At 60.4% G+C, this 18,407-nt stretch carries 16 protein-coding genes; 9 read left to right on the top strand and 7 right to left on the bottom strand.

The genetic code is table 11. The features are described from left to right. The first annotated feature begins 134 nt into the window (after window positions 1–134). The gene (locus tag FGO67_RS03400) at window positions 135–1,037 is read left to right on the top strand and encodes a DMT family transporter (protein WP_203299309.1); all 903 of its coding nucleotides are present in this window, start codon (window positions 135–137) and stop codon (window positions 1,035–1,037) included. Between the two features lie 72 nt (window positions 1,038–1,109). Here the strand turns inward: FGO67_RS03400 and FGO67_RS03395 are convergent, their stop codons facing one another. From FGO67_RS03395 to FGO67_RS03380, 4 genes are all read right to left on the bottom strand, one after another. Further along, the gene (locus FGO67_RS03395) at window positions 1,110–1,688 is read right to left on the bottom strand and encodes a gamma-glutamylcyclotransferase (protein WP_203299308.1); all 579 of its coding nucleotides are present in this window, start codon (window positions 1,686–1,688) and stop codon (window positions 1,110–1,112) included. Window positions 1,689–1,728: 40 nt separating this feature from the next. After that, on the bottom strand, window positions 1,729–2,352 hold the full coding sequence (locus FGO67_RS03390; protein WP_203299307.1) for a MarC family protein: 624 nt from the start codon (window positions 2,350–2,352) through the stop codon (window positions 1,729–1,731). A 126-nt stretch (window positions 2,353–2,478) separates the two neighbouring features. Continuing rightward, window positions 2,479–3,315: a hypothetical protein gene (locus tag FGO67_RS03385; protein ID WP_238942149.1), complete on the bottom strand. Its 837-nt coding sequence runs from the start codon at window positions 3,313–3,315 to the stop codon at window positions 2,479–2,481. Then, a complete protein-coding gene (locus tag FGO67_RS03380) occupies window positions 3,305–3,925 on the bottom strand; it encodes a TetR/AcrR family transcriptional regulator (RefSeq protein WP_203299306.1) in 621 nt (206 codons plus the stop codon). The genes FGO67_RS03385 and FGO67_RS03380 overlap by 11 nt, the downstream gene beginning before the upstream one ends. 232 nt (window positions 3,926–4,157) lie before the next feature. Between FGO67_RS03380 and FGO67_RS03375 the strand changes: the two genes are divergently transcribed. From FGO67_RS03375 to FGO67_RS03355, 5 genes are all read left to right on the top strand, one after another. Then, on the top strand, window positions 4,158–6,254 hold the full coding sequence (locus FGO67_RS03375) for a 3-hydroxyacyl-CoA dehydrogenase NAD-binding domain-containing protein (RefSeq protein WP_203299305.1): 2,097 nt from the start codon (window positions 4,158–4,160) through the stop codon (window positions 6,252–6,254). A 74-nt stretch (window positions 6,255–6,328) separates the two neighbouring features. Further along, window positions 6,329–7,510, top strand: a complete 1,182-nt coding sequence (locus FGO67_RS03370) for an acetyl-CoA C-acyltransferase (RefSeq protein ID WP_203299304.1) — start codon at window positions 6,329–6,331, stop codon at window positions 7,508–7,510. 324 nt (window positions 7,511–7,834) lie between these two features. Then, entirely contained in the window at window positions 7,835–9,022 is a 1,188-nt protein-coding gene (locus tag FGO67_RS03365; protein ID WP_203299303.1) for an acyl-CoA dehydrogenase family protein, read from the top strand. Window positions 9,023–9,032: 10 nt separating this feature from the next. Further along, window positions 9,033–10,181 carry an acyl-CoA dehydrogenase family protein gene (locus FGO67_RS03360; protein ID WP_203299302.1) on the top strand — a complete coding sequence of 383 codons (1,149 nt, stop codon included), beginning with the start codon at window positions 9,033–9,035 and terminating at the stop codon, window positions 10,179–10,181. Window positions 10,182–10,223: 42 nt separating this feature from the next. Then, window positions 10,224–10,997, top strand: a complete 774-nt coding sequence (locus FGO67_RS03355) for an SDR family oxidoreductase (protein WP_203299301.1) — start codon at window positions 10,224–10,226, stop codon at window positions 10,995–10,997. Between the two features lie 43 nt (window positions 10,998–11,040). On the opposite strand, the gene FGO67_RS03350 is transcribed toward FGO67_RS03355, so the two are convergent. After that, complete coding sequence (locus tag FGO67_RS03350; protein WP_203299300.1) at window positions 11,041–12,618, bottom strand: flavin-containing monooxygenase; 1,578 nt, start codon at window positions 12,616–12,618, stop codon at window positions 11,041–11,043. Window positions 12,619–12,972: 354 nt separating this feature from the next. Between FGO67_RS03350 and FGO67_RS03345 the strand changes: the two genes are divergently transcribed. From FGO67_RS03345 to pntB, 3 genes are all read left to right on the top strand, one after another. After that, entirely contained in the window at window positions 12,973–13,605 is a 633-nt protein-coding gene (locus FGO67_RS03345; protein ID WP_203299299.1) for a TetR family transcriptional regulator, read from the top strand. A gap of 103 nt (window positions 13,606–13,708) precedes the next feature. Then, window positions 13,709–15,286 (top strand): Re/Si-specific NAD(P)(+) transhydrogenase subunit alpha, encoded by a 1,578-nt coding sequence (locus tag FGO67_RS03340; protein WP_203299298.1) that lies wholly within the window; start codon window positions 13,709–13,711, stop codon window positions 15,284–15,286. Between the two features lie 12 nt (window positions 15,287–15,298). Further along, window positions 15,299–16,693, top strand: a complete 1,395-nt coding sequence (pntB, locus tag FGO67_RS03335; RefSeq protein ID WP_203299297.1) for a Re/Si-specific NAD(P)(+) transhydrogenase subunit beta — start codon at window positions 15,299–15,301, stop codon at window positions 16,691–16,693. A 51-nt stretch (window positions 16,694–16,744) separates the two neighbouring features. Here pntB and bamE read toward each other — a convergent pair whose 3' ends face one another. Together bamE and FGO67_RS03325 are read right to left on the bottom strand one after the other, a co-directional pair. Continuing rightward, a complete protein-coding gene (gene bamE, locus FGO67_RS03330) occupies window positions 16,745–17,053 on the bottom strand; it encodes an outer membrane protein assembly factor BamE domain-containing protein (protein WP_203299296.1) in 309 nt (102 codons plus the stop codon). Between the two features lie 162 nt (window positions 17,054–17,215). Further along, window positions 17,216–18,328, bottom strand: coding sequence for an NADH:flavin oxidoreductase (locus tag FGO67_RS03325; RefSeq protein ID WP_203299295.1), 1,113 nt, complete (start codon window positions 18,326–18,328; stop codon window positions 17,216–17,218). Between the last annotated feature and the right edge of the window lie 79 nt (window positions 18,329–18,407).

The following is an 18,407-nucleotide window of genomic DNA, read 5'->3' as shown; positions in this document are numbered from 1 at the left end:
GGATAGGGCTGCCGAAAATGCTCGTAGCCATGGATGGCGTAGAGCAAGCGTACATGGATGTACTCGCAGCGGTTTTCGGGAGCCCTATCCTCTCCGGGCTTTAGCAACCAACCAGAAGACAAGGGAGGAACAAAATGTCAGGCAAAACCGTCAACAGTGCCATTCTTTTGCTGGTGATCGGCAACGCCATGGCGTTGATCTCCGATGTCTTCATCAAGTTACTGGAACCCGGCGCCCCGGTCTTCCAGTTTGCCTTCCTGCGCTGCCTGATCACGCTGGTATTGCTGCTACCCCTGGCCGGTCAGCTCAATCGCAAGCACCTGTTTGCCGGCTTCAAGATCCATGCGTTTCGGGCTCACATTCACCTGGCCGGCATCCTGTGCATGGTGATTGCCCTGGGCAATCTGCCGCTGGCCACTGCCAACGCCGTGTTCTACGCCGCGCCCATCCTGGTGATGGTGCTGTCGGTGATTCTGTTCCGGGAACGGCTGACACCACTGAGCGTGACTGCGGTATTCAGTGGCTTCATTGGCATAATCGTGATCCTGCGCCCGATGGACTTTAACTGGGCCGTCATTGCCGCCCTGGCCTCCGCCTTTGCGCTGGCGATCAACGCCGTCATGGTGCGCCAGCTGCCCAAAGCCCAGTCCACCGTACACAAACTGTTTCTCAACTACCTGCTGATCCTGCCGGCCGCTGGCGCCCTGGCCTGGTGGGAAGGTGCCAGCTGGGACCCAAGCATCCTGATTAGCGCCCTGGGTTCAGCCCTGTTCATACTGGGTTACAACATCACAGTACTGCTGGCGTACCGCCAGGTGGATGCCAACCAGGTCACCAGCGCCGAATACACTGGCCTGATCTGGGCGGTGGGCATTGGCTGGATCGGGTTTGGCGAAGTGCCGGACCTGTGGTTCCTGGCCGGTAGCCTGATGATCGTGGTGCCGCTGATCCTGATTGGCTTGCAGCACCGTCGCCGGGAGCCACCGCGGGGCTTCAACGGTGGCAAGGTTCAGTGGGCAGCTGAGGGCAACCAATAATCATGACAACCCCTGGCGCGGGCAATGCCGCGCCAGGGGCTTATCGGGTGCCGTGTTTTTCGAGTGTGGTGCTTATCGGGAATGATGCTCGGTGGCAGAGCGGAGATGCTGTTCGATGGCAAAGGTATGCGGGCAATCCGCGCCCAGTTTGCGCAGGGAGTCGGCCAGGCGCAGCAGGTACTCGGAGTTAGCGCCGCTGGGGCCGGTAGCACCGGCAATCTGCCGGGCGATGTCGGCATCCGGGGCATGTCCGAGAAAAGCATCATTGTCTTCGGTGGCAATGTACACCAGGCCTTCACCGTGGCTGCCGTCGTCAAAGGTCATGGTGGTGGCGAACCGGAGATAGCCGTTCTTTTCCCGCACATCCAGATGCTCAAACACCTTGGGTGATACCCGGTAAGCCATGCCCTTGCAGCGGGCACCCGGGCTCTCGATCAGAGTAACCACCCGCCCGGGCGCTTCCGGCGTCCCCCGATGATCGTGGGAACCCTGCCAGAACCGGCGCTCCCAGCCCCGGATGCTGGCGGGACGCCTCTCCAGGAACGGAAAATCCACCTTGTAGATCAACGACCCATAGCCGAAGAGCCAGACGGAGGATACGCCGTCGAAGTTCTGGCGTGTCCGGTTGTGTTCAATGGTGTTAAACGACATACGACTCACTCGGGCCTGAGACAGAGGATGCCCGGTTATCCTAAGTGGAGGCCATGAAACCAGCAATACCGGTCAACACAATCTCGGCCGCCATGGCCGACAGGATCAGACCGCTGATCTTGGACAGGATATTCAGGCCGGTTTTCCCAAGCCCCTTCTCCAGATACCCGGACAGGCGCAACAGCACGCCCAGGATAAACAGACTCGACACCAGCCCCAACAGCCCGCCGATCACTTCCGGCGCGGTCTTGAGTTCGGCACCATAAACCAGGATCGCACCAATAGTAGCCGGGCCGATCATTACCGGAATGGCCAGCGGCACCACCGCGATATCGTCGCGGTCTTCTTCCGGGAGGCCGGTGGCGTGATTACGGGTACCACTGGTGACCAGGCTGATGGCCGTCAGGAACAGCAGGCTGCCGGCACCGATCCGGAACGAGTTCAGTGTGATGCCCACGGCGCTGAACAACAGCGGGCCGGCAAAGAACAGCACCAGGCCCAGCACAAACGCCGAAATGCAGGCGCGCCGGATGATCGACACCTTTTCCGCCGCCGGCAGGCCCCGGGTAAGCGCAAGAAACATGGTGACCACGAAAAACGGCGCCAGCAGGAACAAAAAGCGAATCGTGCTGCTGATGAAGGTGGAGAAAAAGGTTTCGAGCATTCCGAGCATTCCGACGGTTGATGAAGGACGCTAAGTCTAGAGACTCTCAGTGTTTTTTGCCGTAAGGAAGTGAACGTATCCAGCCCTGTCGCCAGACTGCCAGACTGCCAGGAGTTTAGACCACCCTCATTGGGTGCGACTGACAAAGACCCAGTTGGTCGCCACGTTGTCACACACGATGATCTCGGGATTGATCACCTCGCACAACGCCAGATTCTCCGGCAGCCGGTCATGGTAACGAGCCTGCACCGCCAGGTTCAGCTTGTCCTGTTTCAGCAACTGATAAGTTCGCTCCATGCGCTCGGCAAAATCGACGCCGCCATCCTCCAGGGTGTGGAAGGCGTTGTGAAAAGCGGTAAAGCTCATGGTGTTGGCCCCGAGGCCAATGGCCAGCATTTTCGGGATATAGCGGTCGTAGGCGCTGGAAAGATAAGCCAGAACCTGTTGTTCATCGCTCCGATCGCCCTCGAACGGGCGCAGGCGCAGGCGGTTCTCATCCTCCAGCACACTCGGTGCCAGAGCACGGTTGGGCTGGTTCAACGCCAACTTAAACTGACGGTCCGGGCAGACAATGCGTTCGCCCTTTAGGGCACAGTCCGCCAATTGGCCGAACCGCGTGGGTGGAGCTTCGGATGGCACCTGCTCGTAGTCAGGTTTTACTGGCTTGGACGAAGCCAGTGACGCAGGCGCAGGCTTTGACTGGGCTGGCTCAGCGGTCACCGCCGGCACCGACAGGCCCAGCCGTTTCGCCGGCCGCTGCAACAAGAGGGCCTGCACCTTCGGGTCATTGCGCCTAAAGTCAGCCTGGGAGGGCAGCCCCTGTCCACCGCCCTCGGCCACCACGTCGCAATACAGACGCTCCAGATCAGTGGTGGCCGACGCCGAGCACGCCTCTTCCGCCACGGCGACGCCACTGGCCGTCGCAAGCACCAGTGCCGCCAGCAGCGAGCGGTTAAGGTTCATCACGCTGCCCCAGCACCACCCGCGCCATCAGGTCCTCAATGCGCTGAATGGTCGCTTCATCCCCTTTCTTGCCGGTCAGTACCACCTGGGAGCCGATGGTGGCCACGTACATGAGCAGCGACAGATCCTTAACGTGCTGGGGATCGCTGCTCAGACGTTGGAACAAAGTGCAGTTCTGGTTGATCCGCGCAGCATCCACCTGGGTTACCAACTCCGCGGCGTACTCGTTGCGGCGGGCAAAGTCCCGTACCGCCAGCTCTACCTGCAGGCGACGAATGTTGCGAGAGGCATCGGTAAGCAACAGCTCCAGAATCTGCCGGAGCTCGGTTTCGACATCGCCGCCCTTGGGCTCCCAGTATTGCAGCTCATGCAACCGACGGTCGCGCCAACGGTCCAGAAAACTGACCACCAGATCTTCATGGTCACGGAAATGCCAGTAGAAGCTGCCCCGGGTAACCCCGAGCTTCTTGGCAAGAGTCAGTACCCGCAGCTGACCAAAACCACCGGCGGCGATTTCTCCAGCCGCGGCGTCGAGCCAATTGTCGCGGGTCAGCTGTTTTTTCTCCGACGCGCCTTGGCTGCGGCGTTTGGGGGTACTGGCTTCACTCATTGCGGAATCGGGTCCTGCTCTGTTGGTCGGATTGGGGCTGCATCAGCATTCTACATCAACGGAAGCGTCAGCTCTGAAACCGTTGACCAATGTCAAAACATACATTAGTGTACGGAAAAACAATACACCAGTGTATGGAGTTTTCAAGACATCACTTCCTACACCACCGATCACCGTCAGTTACGTTCGATCGCCTTTAATCACAACGATGTCTGTACCAGGGAGCTGCCACATGAGTACCGCCCATTTTGATGTGCACGGCAATGTCGCCGTCATCCGACTCGATAATCCGCCGGTAAACGGCCTGGGCCTGGCACTGCGCCAGGGCATTGTGAATGGCATACGTAAGGCGGAATCCGACGACGCCGTGAAAGCCGTAGTGTTGATCGGCTCCGACCGCGCCTTCTCCGGCGGTGCCGACATCAGTGAGTTTGGCTCCGACAAGGCCACGGCCGAGCCGAACCTCAACACCGTCATCAACTATGTGGAAAGCAGCCGCAAGCCGGTGATCGCCGCCATCAGCGGTGCCTGCATGGGCGGTGGCCTGGAATTGGCGCTGGGTTGCCACTACCGCATTGCCAAGCCGGACGCCCAGATTGCCCTGCCGGAAGTGAAACTCGGCCTGCTGCCGGGCGCCGGTGGCACCCAACGTCTGCCGCGCCTGATCGGCGCCGAGCATGCCGTGAATATGATCGTCTCCGGCAGCGTTGTGCCGGCCAAGCAGTTCAAGGGCAGCCCACTGTTTGACGAAATCGTCGACAGCGAACTGTTCGACGCCGCTGTTGCTTACGCCACCAAGGTGGTGAGCGAAAACCTGCCGCTGAAAAAAGTACGCGACCTGAAAGCCAAGCATCCCAACCCGGAAGGCTTCTTCATGTTCACCCGCAACACCGTGGGTGCCATGGCCAAGAACTACCCGGCCCCGCTGAAGTGCGTGGATGCGGTGAAAGCCGCAGTGACAATGCCCTTCGACAAGGGCATGCAAGTTGAGCGCGAAGCCTTCCTGAACCTGATGCAAACGCCGGAATCCCGTGCCCTGCGTCACGCGTTTTTCTCCGAGCGCCTGACCAGCAAGATCGCCGACGTGCCATCAGACACCCCGATCCGTGACATCAAATCCGTGGGTGTCATCGGTGGCGGCACCATGGGCACTGGCATCAGCATCAACTTCCTGAACGCCGGCATTCCGGTCACCCTGGTGGAGATGAAGCAGGAAGGCCTGGATCGGGGCGTAGCCGCGATCCAGAAAGTCTACGAAGGTCGGGTCAAGAAAGGCCGCATGAGCGAGGACGACGCCAAGGCGAAGATGGCACTGCTGACACCGTCGCTGACCTACGACGACCTGAGCAACGTGGACCTGGTGATCGAGGCGGTGTTCGAGGAAATGGGCGTGAAACAGTCCGTGTTTGAGAAGCTGGACGAGGTCTGTAAGCAAGGTGCCATTCTGGCCTCCAACACCTCCACCCTGGATCTCGACAAGATCGCCAGCTTCACCAAGCGTCCGGAAGACGTCATTGGCCTGCACTTCTTCAGCCCGGCCAACATCATGAAGCTGCTGGAAGTGGTGCGTGGTGAAAAAACCGCCAAGGACGTACTGGCCACCGCCATGAAACTGGCCAAGGCGATCAAGAAGACCGCGGTGGTTTCTGGCGTCTGCGACGGCTTTATCGGCAACCGCATGATCAACCAATACCAGCGCGAAGCCCTGCTGATGCTGGAAGAAGGCGCCAGCGTGCAACAGATCGACAAGGCCATCGAAAAATTCGGCTTTGCCATGGGCCCGCTGCGCATGGCCGACCTGGCCGGCGGCGACATCGGCTGGGCCATCCGCAAGCGCCAGTACGCCGAAAACCCGGACATGGTGAAGATGGTCGTAGCCGACCGCCTGTGTGAAATGGGCCGCTACGGCCAGAAGACCGGTGCTGGCTTCTACCGTTATGAGCCGGGCAACCGCAACGCCCTGCACGATCCGGACGTGGACAAGGTGGTGGACGACGTTCGCGCCGAGCTCGGCATTACCCCACGCAAGATCAGCAACCAGGAAATCGTTGAGCGCTGCGTCTATGCCCTGGTGAACGAGGGTGCCCAGATTCTGGACGAAGGCATCGCCCAGCGCGCGTCCGACATCGACATGGTCTATCTGACCGGTTACGGCTTCCCGGTATTCCGCGGTGGCCCCATGCATTACGCCGAGGAAATCGGGCTGCCGAACGTGGTTCGCGCCATGCAGGCCTTCACCGAAGACCGGCACACCCAGCCTGGCTTCTGGGAGCCGGCGGCCCTGCTGGCCAAGCGCGCCGAGGAAGGCAAGGGTTTTGACGCCAAGTAACCGGTCCACGAATTGATCCGGGGCGGCGCATCCCTAAATCGAAAGACCGCCGCTCCGAGCTTAGGAGAATTGTTATGTCCAATGATGTTGTCATCGTATCCACCGCCCGTACGCCCCTGGCCAAATCCTGGCGCGGCGGCCTGAACATGACCCACGGCGCAACCCTGGCCGGTCATGCTATCCAGCACGCGGTTGAGCGCTCCAAGGTCGACCCAAACGAAATCGAAGACGTACTGATGGGCTGTGCCCTGCCCGAAGGGTCCACCGGCAACGACGTGGCCCGCATGGGCGCCATCCGTGCCGGCCTGCCGGTTACCGTTGGCGGCGCCACCATCAACCGCTTCTGCTCATCTGGCCTGCAGGCCATCGCCATGGCCGCGCACCACATTGCTGTGGATAAAGTCCCGGTCATGGTCGCCGGCGGCGTGGAGTCCATCTCCACCGTACAGGCCAACGTGAACCAGAACTACTTCATGGAACCCTGGCTGGCGAAGAACAAACCAGAGCTGTACTGGTCCATGCTGGACACCGCTGAGACTGTGGCCAAGCGCTATGGCATCAAGAAAGAAGACATGGACGAGTACGGCGTGCGCAGCCAGCAGCTGGCCACCCAGGCCCGCGAAGACGGTAAGTTCGACGACGAAATCGTACCCATCACCACCACCATGGGCGTGGCTGACAAGGCCACCGGTCAGCTCAGCAGCCAGGAAGTCACTATCAGCCAGGACGAAGGCATCCGCCCGGGCACCAACCTCGAAGGCGTGAGCAAGATTCGCTCGGCCATGGAAGGCGGCGTAGTCACCGCCGGCAATGCCAGCCAGTTCTCCGACGGCGCCTCTGCCTGCGTACTGATGGACAGCAAAGTGGCCGAACAGCGCGGCGCCACCCCACTGGGCATCTTCCGCGGCTTCGCCGTGGCCGGCTGTGAGCCGGACGAAATGGGCATCGGCCCGGTGTTCGCAGTGCCCAAACTGCTCAAGCGCGCCGGCCTGACCGTCGATGACATCGGTCTGTGGGAACTGAACGAAGCCTTCGCGGTGCAGGTGCTCTACTGCCAGCGCAAGCTCGGCATCCCGATGGATCGCCTGAACGTCAACGGCGGTGCCATTGCAGTCGGCCACCCTTACGGCACCACCGGCTCGCGCCTGGTTGGCCACGCCCTGATCGAAGGCAAGCGTCGCGGTGTGAAATACGTGGTCGTCACCATGTGCGTGGGCACTGGTATGGGTGCTGCTGGTCTGTTTGAGGTGGCCTGATTGTTAGCCTGAATCGTTCGGTGCGAGCGCCTGTCAGGTAGGGGTGTCCAAAACTCGCTCCTTCGGCACGTCCATGTGACGCTCGAGCTCCGCCATCCATGGCTCCGCACGGTTTTGGACACCCCTACCTGCCAGCCGCCCAAAGTTGTGTGCAATGGCAGGCACGAAAACAGTCGAAACGTCAGACGGTCACTGCCTTTCAAAACTGTGCGGAGCCATGGATGGCGGAGCCCAAGCACACACGGACGTGTTTATAGCGTGTTTTGAAAGGCAGTGATCGTCCGACGCCTCCCAAAAGGTTGAACACCAGACGAAAGGTGCAACATGGATCTGAATTACACCCTCGAACAAGAGGCCTTCCGCAGCGAAGTCCGCCAGTTCCTGCAAGACAACCTGCCCGCCGACATCCGCGAGCGGGTCCAGAAAAGCCTGCGCCCCGACAAGGCCATGACCCAGCGCTGGCAGAAAATCCTGTTCGACAAAGGCTGGGGTGCGTCCACCTGGCCAGAAGAATTCGGCGGCCCGGGCTGGAGCCCGATCGAACAGCTGATCTTCGAAGAAGAGTGTGCTCTGGCCGGCGCCCCGCGCCAGCTCGACTTTGGCCTGCGTATGGTCGCTCCGGTGATCATGACCTTCGGCAACGACGAGCAAAAAGAACGCTTCCTGCCCGGCATTCTCAGTGGTGAAGACTGGTGGTGCCAGGGCTATTCCGAGCCGGGTTCCGGCTCAGACCTGGCCTCGCTACGCACCAGCGCCAAGCTTGAAGGCGATCACTACGTGGTCAACGGCCAGAAAACCTGGACCACTCTGGGCCAGCACGCCGACTGGATCTTCTGCCTGGTACGCACCAGCACCGAAGGCAAGCCGCAACAGGGCATCTCGTTCCTGCTGATCGACATGAACAACCCCGGCATCGAAGTGCGCCCGATCATCATGCTCGATGGCGAGCACGAGATTAACGAAGTCTATTTCGACAACGTCAAAGTGCCGGCCGAAAACCTGATCGGCGAGGAAAATCAGGGCTGGACCTACGCCAAATTCCTGCTCGGGCACGAGCGCACCGGTCTGGCCAACGTCGGCCAGTGGAAAGCGCTGATGAAGCGCCTGAAGCAAGTGGCCCGGGAAGAACAGGACGGCCAGCGGCCACTGATCGAAAACACCCGTTTCCGTGATCGCCTAGCCCAGCTGGATGCGGAACTTAGGGCTTTGGAACTGACCGTGCTACGGGTGCTGACCGACAAGCGCGGCCCGGGACCACAGGCCTCGATCCTGAAAATCCGCGGCTCCGAGATCGGTCAGCGACTGTTCGAGATGCTGATGGAAGCCACCGGCCAGGACGCCATTGCCCATATTCCGGACGCCCTGGAGTTGGGTTACCAAGGCCCACGGGCCGGTTCCCCGGATGCCACACCCGCCGCCGGCGACTATTTCAACATGCGCAAACTCACGATCTTCGGCGGTTCCAACGAGATCCAGCGCAACATTATCGCCCAGCTCGTGCTTGGCCTGTAAAGGAGGCGTTATGAATTTCGATCTGACCGAAGAACAGCAAATGCTGAACGATTCTCTACGCCGCTTTGTGACCAACGAACTCGGATTCGAAAAGCGCAGCGAAGTCATCGCGTCGGGCAAAGGGAGCGATCCCGCCACCTGGTCAGCGCTGGCCGAAATGGGCCTACTTAGCTTTACCTTCCCGGAGGCCTACGACGGGCTCGGCGGCAACGCCGTCGACACCATGGTGGTGATGGAAAACTTCGGCCGCGGCCTGGTAGTCGAGCCCTATCTGGCCACCGTGGTGTTGGCCGGCGGCCTGATCCGCGATCAGGGCAGCGAGGCCCAGAAAGCCGAGATTCTACCGGCCATTGCCAACGGTGAACGGCTGCTGGCGTTCGCCCACAGCGAACCCGGTGCTCGCTATAACCTGAGCCAGGTCAACACCCAGGCCGAGGCGGACGGCAACCAATACCGGATCAGCGGCGCCAAGACCGCGGTCCTCAATGGTGGCCAGGCGCAGCAGCTGATTGTCTCCGCTCGCACCAGTGGCGCCCGAAGCGATGAACAGGGTCTGTCCCTGTTTCTCGTCGATACCGCGGCCGAAGGCGTAACCATCAACGACTTTGCCACCCACGACGGCCACCGCACGGCGGAGATTCAGTTCAACAACGTCGCGGTGGATGCCAGCCAGCTGGTTGGCCGTCTCGATAACGCCTTCCCGGCCATCGAAAAAGCCGTGGACCTGGGCATTGCCGCCCTGTGCGCCGAAGCCGTTGGCGCCATGGAAGCCATGAATGCCGCCACCCTGGACTACATCAAGACCCGCAAGCAGTTTGGCGTGGCCATCGGCAAATTCCAGGTGCTGCAGCACCGCACGGCGGATATGTTTATCCAGACCGAACAGGCCAGATCCATGGCCATCCTGGCCACCACCGAAGCCGACTCGGACCAGCGCACGCAGCGCCGCGAAGCCCTGTCCATGGCCAAAACCCTGGTCGGCCAGGCCGCTCGCTATGTAGGCCAGGAAGGCGTGCAGCTGCACGGCGGCATGGGTGTCACCGACGAGATGTTTGCCGCGCACCTGTTCAAGCGCCTGACCCTGATCAACTTGCTGTTCGGCGACGCCGACCACCACCTGGCTCAGGTCAGCGACGGCCTGCTGGCCCCCAGCGCCTGATTTCGGCAGCATCGATTAACGGATAACGAAAAGGAACTGAAAATGAGTGTGAAACAGTTACTGGACCTGACCGGCAAGGTCGCCTTTATTACCGGTGGCTCCCGTGGCCTGGGCCTGCAGATGGCCGAAGCCCTGGGTGAATTGGGCGCCAGCGTGGCCATCAGTGCCCGCAAGCAGCACGAACTGGATGCCGCCAAGGAGCACCTGGAGGGCCTGGGCGTGAAGGTGGTTACCATCGCCGCCGACCTGGGTAACCTCGAGGGCATCCCCGCGGTGGTCGATCAGGTGGTCGAACAACTGGGTGACATCGATATCCTGGTCAACAACGCCGGCGCCACCTGGGGCGCGCCCGCCGAAGACTACCCGGCCGAAGGCTGGATGAAAGTAATGAACCTGAACGTGAATGCCAGCTTCTTCCTGACCCAGACCGTGGGCAAGCGCTGCATGATTCCGCGCAAGACCGGCAAGGTGATCAACATTGCCTCCATCGCTGGCCTGTCCGGCAACCCGGAAGGCATGCAGACCATCGCCTACAACACCAGCAAGGGCGCCATGGTGAACTTCACCCGGGCACTGGCATCGGAATGGGGCCGCTACAACATCAACGTTAACGCCCTGTGCCCCGGTTTCTTCCCTTCGAAGATGTCCCAGGGCCTGCTCGAGGCCCAAGGCGATAGCATGCTGCAACGCATTCCGCTGAACCGCTTTGGCGGCGAGGAAGACCTCAAGGGTGCGGCGGTGCTGATGGCCTCTGAGGCCGGTCGCCACATCACCGGGCAATGTCTGGCGGTGGACGGCGGAACGCTCGTAGCTTAAACCCGCGGCCTGAACTTTTACCTCTCCCTCGCCCGGCCCGGGCTCAGGTTGCGGCAGCGGCGTCGCCGACTGCCGCGGTAACGGCCTCACAGTGGTACCGCCGGGCATCGAACCGGCGGGTTTGCTGTCGGAACTGCCAGGTAAATCCGGGCCAGAGCGTGGTGTTCTTGCCATTTTCGTTTACGTACCAGCTCTGGCAGCCGGTGTGCCACACCGAGCCACTCAGCTTGGAATGGATACGGGCGTTGTAGCGGCTCTGGGCCTGCTCCTTAACCTCTACACTCTTCCAGCCGTTGTGATCCATTTGACGGATCGCATCCAACACGTACTGGATCTGGCTCTCGATCATATACACCATGGAGCTATGCCCAAGTCCGGTGTTGGGTCCCATCAGCATGAAGAAATTGGGAAAGCCAGCAATCACACTGCCTTTGTAGGCTTCCGCGCCCTCTTGCCAGGCATCCAGCAAGTCCTGACCATCACGCCCGAAGATCATCCCCGCCGGAATCGGGTCCTGAGCCTTGAAGCCGGTACCGTAAATGAGGCAATCCACTTCCCGCTCGCGGCCGGTGTTATCCACAATAACGTTGCCCTGCACCCGGCGGATGCCGTCGGTCACCACATTCACGTTGTCCCGAGTCAGCGCCGGATAGTAGTTGTTGGAAATCAGGACTCGTTTGCAGCCGAAATGAAACTCTGGTGTCACCTTCTTGCGCAGCGCCGGGTCGCTAATCTGGTTGCGGATGTGCCGGCGGGCCTGAAGCTCGCCCAGTTTCAAAATCTGCGGGTTACCCACAAACCCCAGCACTCGGCCCTCCAACAGCCAGTAGATGCTCTGACGGTAGGCGTTCAGTGTTTGAGGTAGGCGGCGAAACAAGGCGCTTTCCCACCACCTGATGGCCCGGTCCGGTTTGGGCATAATCCACGGCGGCGTGCGCTGGTAAAGGTCCAGGCGGGCCGCGCGCTTGGCCACTTCCGGTACAAACTGGATCGCGGAGGCACCGGTGCCAACCACGGCTACCCGCTTGCCACGGAGATCGTAATCATGGTCCCAATCCTGGGAGTGAAAGCTTTTGCCGGTGAAGGATTCGAGCCCCTTGATGTCGGGATATGCCGGTGTGCTAAGACCACCCATGCCGGACACCACGATGTCCGCCCTGAAGCTTTGGAACTCGGGCAACGCCTCGTCGCTTCGATCCAGCGCGTCACCCGGTTTCACCCCCCGCTCCTGCATGAACGCCCAGAGTTTGGAGCTGTCACAGGTATCCACCGTCCAGTTGGCCCGCGCCTCATCGTATCGGGCGCCAGTCACATGGGTTTTCAGACGAATGTGCTTCATCAGGCCGTATTTTTCTGCGCAGTGTTTCAGGTAGGCCTGAATTTCCGGCTGCTGGGCAAATCGCCGGCTCCAGTTCGGGTTCTGCTCGAACGAAAACGAATACAGCGCCGACTGCACGTCGCAGGCGCAGCCCGGGTAATGGTTCTCGTGCCAGGTGCCACCAATGTCGTCGCTCTGCTCCAGAATCACGAAATCGTGGTAGCCGGCTTCTTTGAGTTTGATGCCCATACCCAAACCGGAAAAGCCGGTACCGATGATGGCAATCTTGGTGTTGTGGCTCATGGCAACCTCGTCTCTTTGCGGCCTTCGTGGCCGTGGCTTTTATTGTCGGTAGCGTCGAAATTCAACGGGTAGACACATGTATACCTAGAGGCGTAGACAGTTGTATACTTTGCAGGCTCCGTTTTGGCACTATTGGCCTGGAACGACTGAATTTTGTCCCTCTCAACCAACCTGAGAGTAGGGGCAATCGGAAACGATCTCCCAATTACCCCGCCAGACTTGGTGGGCAGGGTGGGCCGAGCTTCTGAAAATGCTTGGAGCCATGGATGGCGGAAAGCAAGCGTACATGGACGTACTCGCAGCGGTTTTCGGAAGCTCGGCCCACCCTGCCCTTTCGCCTAAATCGAGGACAAAATGAGCGTACTAACCGGTGGAAAACTAAAGCTAATCCAAGCCGCCCTGCGACTGATCACCCAGAGCCGCAGCCTGACGTCACTGGGCTTGCGGGAGCTGGCCCGGGAAGCAGGCCTGAACCCGAATACGTTCTATCGGCATTTCCAGAACCTGGATGAGTTCGGGTTACAGGTACTCAGCTATATCGCCGAAGACATGAAATCGGGAGTAAGGGAGTTACGGCGCACCGCTGAGACCTCGGAGCAAGCCGCCCACGATACCGTGACGTTTGTGTACCACTACTTTCTTGCCAACCCGGCGGCCACAACCGTTGCAGTGCGCGAGCTGCATGGTCCGTCACCGCTGTTGCGCCGAGCATTGGAAAACCAATTGGATGCTAGCGCTCGGGAGATGGGCGAAGACATCATCGACCGGCAACTGGTAAGCGGTGTAGAACCGCGCACCATTCACGAAATCTCCACCATGACCATTCGCTATATCTTGTTTCGGGCCATGGATTACATCGACCAGCCGGCGCAGCGGGAGCGTATCCAGCTGGAAACGGAACGGTTCATCAACCGTCAGTTCCGGGGTGCCATGGTCGAGCACCTGACCCGAGCCGAGCTGGACACCCTCGCCGATAATAAACAATAAATCCCTGTACTCTGCCCTCGTCTAATTAAGCAGGTTCTCCAGCTTGAACTAGTCTGTATATCAGACACTTGCTTCATCGGTTCAACCGGAGGACGCACGCGCTATGAAACTGGGCATTCCCAAAGAGATATTTACCGACGAACGGCGAGTGGCGGTCACCCCGCCCTCGGCGCACAAGCTGATCGAGCTGGGCTATGAGGTCATCGTGGAAGCGGGAGCCGGTGAGGCGGCCCACTACCGGGATGAAGCCTACGAGGCGGTGGGCGCCAGCATTGCCGTCGATACCAAATCCCTGTGGCAGGAATCTGGCTTCATCCTGAAAGTACGGGCACCGATGGAGAACCCAACCCTGGGGGCTCACGAGGTGGACCTGATGCGGGAAGGCAGTTTTCTGGTCAGCTACCTCTGGCCGGCCCAGAATCCTGAGCTGCTGGAGAAACTGGCAGCCCGAAACATCACCGCCTTCGCCATCGACAGCCTGCCCCGGATCAGCCGGGCCCAGAAGATGGACGCACTCAGCGCCATGGCCAACATTGCCGGCTATCGGGCAGTCATCGAGGCGGCCAACAATTTCGGTCGGTTCTTTACCGGACAGGTGACAGCTGCTGGTAAGGTGCCGCCCGCCAAGGTCATGGTGATTGGTGCCGGTGTCGCCGGCCTCGCCGCCGTAGGTGCCGCTAACAGCATGGGTGCCATCGTGCGGGCCTTCGATACCCGGCTGGAGGTGAAGGAACAGATCGAAAGCATGGGCGCCGAGTTTCTACAGCTGGACTTTGGCGAGGAAGAAGGCAGCGGCACCGGCGGTTACGCCAAGCAGATGAGCGACGAGTTCATCAAGGCCGAGATGGCGCTGTTCGCGGAACAGGCCAAGGAGGTGGACATCATCATCACCACCGCCCTGATTCCCGGCAAGCCGGCGCCCCGGTTGATTACCGCCGACATGGTCAAATCCATGAAACCGGGCAGTGTCATTGTCGATCTGGCTTCCGAGCGCGGCGGCAACTGTGAGCTGACCGAGCCGGGCCAGATTGTGGAAAAACACGGTGTCACCCTGATTGGTTACACCGATCTGCCCAGCCGCATGGCCAAAGTCGCCAGTGACCTGTATGCCACCAACCTGTTCCACCTGCTGACCGAACTGACCCCGGAAAAAGACGGCAAGCCGCAGGTGGACATGGACGACGACGTCATCCGTGGCCTTACGGTGGTCCACGGCAACGATGTTACCTGGCCGCCGCCACAGCCTCAGGCGCCCGTCAGCCCGCAACCGCCACCCGGCACCGAGGAGCCTTCGGCGGCACAGAAGGAGGCAGCCCGCAAAGACTCGGCACGGCGCAGCCTGATTGGCAAGAGTGCGCTGCTGCTGGTGACCGTGGCAGCGCTATACGGCGTCGGCGCCCATGCCCCGGAAAGTTTCCTAAGCCACTTCACGGTGTTCGTGCTGGCCTGTTTCATCGGCTGGCAGGTGATCTGGAATGTCACGCCCTCACTGCACACGCCCTTGATGAGTGTCACTAACGCGATCAGCGGCATCATTGTGATCGGGGCCATCCTGCACCTGGCCCAGGCTGAGAATATCGCCGTGGGCATCATGGCGTTCGTCGCAGTGCTGATTGCCAGTATCAACGTGGGTGGTGGCTTCCGGGTTACCCATCGCATGCTCAAAATGTTCCGCAAATAGGAGACGCAACCCATGGGCACAGGACTCGTCAGCGTGGCCTACGTGGTCGCCAGCGTGTTGTTTATCCTCAGCCTCGGTGGCCTGAGCCATCAGGAATCGGCCCGGCGCGGCAACCTCTACGGGGTCGCCGGTATCATCATTGCACTGATCGCTACCATGGCCAGTGTCAGTGAGGGCAGTCTGATCACCATCGTGATCGCGGTGCTGCTCGGCGCTAGCGTTGGCATTGCCATCGCCAACAAGGTGGAAATGACCCAGATGCCACAGCTGGTGGCGCTGCTGCACAGCTTCGTGGGCCTGGCGGCGGTGTTTGTCGGCTTTGCCGGCTATATCGAACCGCTCAAGGTGACCGTAGGCACCGAGCACACCATCAAACTGGTGGAGGTGTTCGTCGGCGTCTTCATCGGGGCCATTACCTTCACCGGCTCCCTGGTGGCCTGCGGCAAGCTCGATGGCCGCATCGACAGCAAGGCCCTGACCCTGCCCGGCCGCCACGCCATGAACCTGGTAGCCGTGATCGTCTCTGTGGCTCTGGGTGCCTGGTTCCTGGGCACCGACAGCCTGGCCCTGGGGCTGATCGCCCTGGTGCTGATGACCCTGATCGCCTCGGTACTGGGTATTCACCTGATCATGGCCATTGGCGGCGCCGATATGCCGGTCGTGGTGTCCATGCTCAACAGCTACTCCGGCTGGGCCGCAGCCTCCATCGGCTTCATGCTCGGTAACGACCTGCTGATTGTGACCGGGGCCCTGGTCGGCAGCAGCGGTGCCATCCTCAGCTACATCATGTGCAAGGCCATGAACCGCTCGTTCATCAGCGTGATTCTCGGCGGTTTTGGCCAGACCAGCAGCAGCTCGGCCGCCGCCGACCCGGACCAGGTGGTGCATGAAACAACGATCGATGAGGTCTGTGAGGAGCTGCGCAACGCCGACTCAGTAATCATCGTGCCCGGCTATGGCATGGCGGTGGCTCAGGCTCAGAGTGGCGTCAGTGACATGACCAAACTACTACGCGAGCGAGGCGTGAATGTGCGGTTTGGCATTCATCCGGTAGCCGGTCGCCTGCCCGGTCACATGAACGTTCTGCTAGCCGAGGCCCACGTCCCCTACGACATCGTCTTGGAAATGGACGAGATCAACGACGATTTCCCGGACACCGACGTAGTGCTGGTGATCGGCGCCAACGACACGGTGAACCCGGCGGCGGCGGAAGACCCGGGCAGCCCGATTGCCGGTATGCCGGTACTGGAGGTGTGGAAAGCGCACCGGGTGGTGGTGCTGAAACGGGGCATGGCCACCGGTTACTCAGGCGTGGAAAACCCGCTGTTCTTCAAGGATAACACCAACATGCTGTTCGGCGACGCCAAGGACAGTATCGACAAGCTGGTCAGTAGTTTGCGCGGCTAGCGGGCAGGAATCCGGGTGCCTGGACTGGCCAGGCACCCTTTCACCGCGGGATTACTCGGTGGTGTTATACACGTACGAAGACACGGTGCCATCGGCGTTGAAACGCACCACCAGATCGGTGGTTTCTGCGTCGCCAAAGGCCGACCAACGATATTTTCCGTAAGTCCAGGTGCGCTTGCCATCTTCAACGCCGGTGCGCCAGGGCTCACCAAACAATGCCTGGATGTCGGACCGGGTGGTCTCACCAACGGTGATGTCTTCCACATTGTGGGTCGCGAAATCCCGGCCTACCGTGGCACAACCGGCCAGGGTAAGCACCGCCACCAGGGCAGTGATCTTCAATACTGCTGAACTGAACATCCTTAACTCCCCTCTATTGAATGCTTCGAAATATTTCTCCGAAGTACTTGTACGCACCCATCATAGAAGATCTATCACCGAGCGCGATTACGAATCGGACAGGTTTCCATCAATCCGACACAAAAAAGCCCCGGACGACCGAGGCTCTTCGGACCTGAACGCTTAGTACAGCTTGGTCAGGGACTTCTTGGCAAAAGCTTCGACCTCACCAATCCGACCTTCCCGCACTTTCACCAGCCATTCCGGATCCTGCAGCAGGGCACGACCAACGGCGATCAGTTCGAACTCGTTGTTGTTCATGCGCTCAACCAGTTCGTCGATACCGGACTGCTCTACCGCTTCCTTCTTGCTGGCAAAGGTGCCGCTGATGAAGTCTTCGGTCAGGCCAACGCTGCCCACAGACATGGTCGGCTTGCCAGTCAGCTTCTGGGTCCAGCCGGCCAGGTTCAGGTCAGAACCCTCGAATTCGGGTTCCCAGAACCGGCGGGTTGAAGCGTGGAAGATATCCACACCGGCTTCTACCAGCGGCTGCAGGAAGGCATCCAGTTCTTCCGGGCTGTTCACCAGGCGGGCCTCATAATCCTGCTGCTTCCACTGGGAGAAGCGCAGCATGATCGGGTATTCCGGCCCAACGCGGTGACGCACCGCTTCAACAATCTCGACCACAAAGCGCAGGCGGTTTTCCATGCTGCCGCCGTATTCGTCGTCACGCTGGTTGGTGCCTTCCCACAGGAACTGGTCCAGCAGGTAGCCGTGGGCACCATGGATCTCAACGCCGTCAAAACCCAGCGCCTTGGCATCCTGGGCGGCATCGGCAAAGGCGGTAATGACGTCGTCAATATCTTCTTTGGTCATGGCCTTGCCGTTGGGCTTGCCCGGGGCAAACAGACCGGACGGGCTATAACCCGGCACCGACGGATCCGGCTCGATGCCTTCCTTGCGCACGGCACCCACGTGCCACAGCTGTGGGAAGATCGCACCGCCAGCCTCGTGCACGGCATCAACGACATCTTTCCAGCCTTGCAGGGCCGCATCGCCGTGGAACGCCGGCACGTTCGGATAGCCATTGGCACCCGGGTGATTAACGGTGGTGCCTTCGGTAATCAGCAGACCCACGCCGTTTTCTGCACGGCGACGGTAATAGCTGACCACGTCCTCGTTCGGGACATTACCCGGCGAGAAATTGCGGGTCATGGGCGCCATCGCCACACGGTTGCGCAGCTTCAGGTTATGGAGCTCAAACGGCTGAAACAGAGGACCAAGATTCATGGACATCGGGTAACACTCCTCGCACTTTGGCGTACGTGAACGAGGCCTCGACAACATCGGTCGCGACCTCATTAATTTGGTTTCG

Origin of the sequence: Marinobacter sediminum (assembly GCF_016820575.1) — a bacterium.
GTDB classification, from domain to species: domain Bacteria; phylum Pseudomonadota; class Gammaproteobacteria; order Pseudomonadales; family Oleiphilaceae; genus Marinobacter; species Marinobacter sediminum.
The sequence above is the reverse complement of the archived record's forward strand: the minus strand, read 5'-3'. Positions and strand labels throughout refer to the sequence as shown.

Coding starts and splice junctions, on each gene's coding strand:
- FGO67_RS03400 (WP_203299309.1), top strand. CDS start 135: ATGTCAGGCAAAACCGTCAACAGTGCCATTCTTTTGCTGGTGATCGGC.
- FGO67_RS03395 (WP_203299308.1), bottom strand. CDS start 1,688: ATGTCGTTTAACACCATTGAACACAACCGGACACGCCAGAACTTCGAC.
- FGO67_RS03390 (WP_203299307.1), bottom strand. CDS start 2,352: ATGCTCGAAACCTTTTTCTCCACCTTCATCAGCAGCACGATTCGCTTT.
- FGO67_RS03385 (WP_238942149.1), bottom strand. CDS start 3,315: ATGAACCTTAACCGCTCGCTGCTGGCGGCACTGGTGCTTGCGACGGCC.
- FGO67_RS03380 (WP_203299306.1), bottom strand. CDS start 3,925: ATGAGTGAAGCCAGTACCCCCAAACGCCGCAGCCAAGGCGCGTCGGAG.
- FGO67_RS03375 (WP_203299305.1), top strand. CDS start 4,158: ATGAGTACCGCCCATTTTGATGTGCACGGCAATGTCGCCGTCATCCGA.
- FGO67_RS03370 (WP_203299304.1), top strand. CDS start 6,329: ATGTCCAATGATGTTGTCATCGTATCCACCGCCCGTACGCCCCTGGCC.
- FGO67_RS03365 (WP_203299303.1), top strand. CDS start 7,835: ATGGATCTGAATTACACCCTCGAACAAGAGGCCTTCCGCAGCGAAGTC.
- FGO67_RS03360 (WP_203299302.1), top strand. CDS start 9,033: ATGAATTTCGATCTGACCGAAGAACAGCAAATGCTGAACGATTCTCTA.
- FGO67_RS03355 (WP_203299301.1), top strand. CDS start 10,224: ATGAGTGTGAAACAGTTACTGGACCTGACCGGCAAGGTCGCCTTTATT.
- FGO67_RS03350 (WP_203299300.1), bottom strand. CDS start 12,618: ATGAGCCACAACACCAAGATTGCCATCATCGGTACCGGCTTTTCCGGT.
- FGO67_RS03345 (WP_203299299.1), top strand. CDS start 12,973: ATGAGCGTACTAACCGGTGGAAAACTAAAGCTAATCCAAGCCGCCCTG.
- FGO67_RS03340 (WP_203299298.1), top strand. CDS start 13,709: ATGAAACTGGGCATTCCCAAAGAGATATTTACCGACGAACGGCGAGTG.
- pntB (WP_203299297.1), top strand. CDS start 15,299: ATGGGCACAGGACTCGTCAGCGTGGCCTACGTGGTCGCCAGCGTGTTG.
- bamE (WP_203299296.1), bottom strand. CDS start 17,053: ATGTTCAGTTCAGCAGTATTGAAGATCACTGCCCTGGTGGCGGTGCTT.
- FGO67_RS03325 (WP_203299295.1), bottom strand. CDS start 18,328: ATGTCCATGAATCTTGGTCCTCTGTTTCAGCCGTTTGAGCTCCATAAC.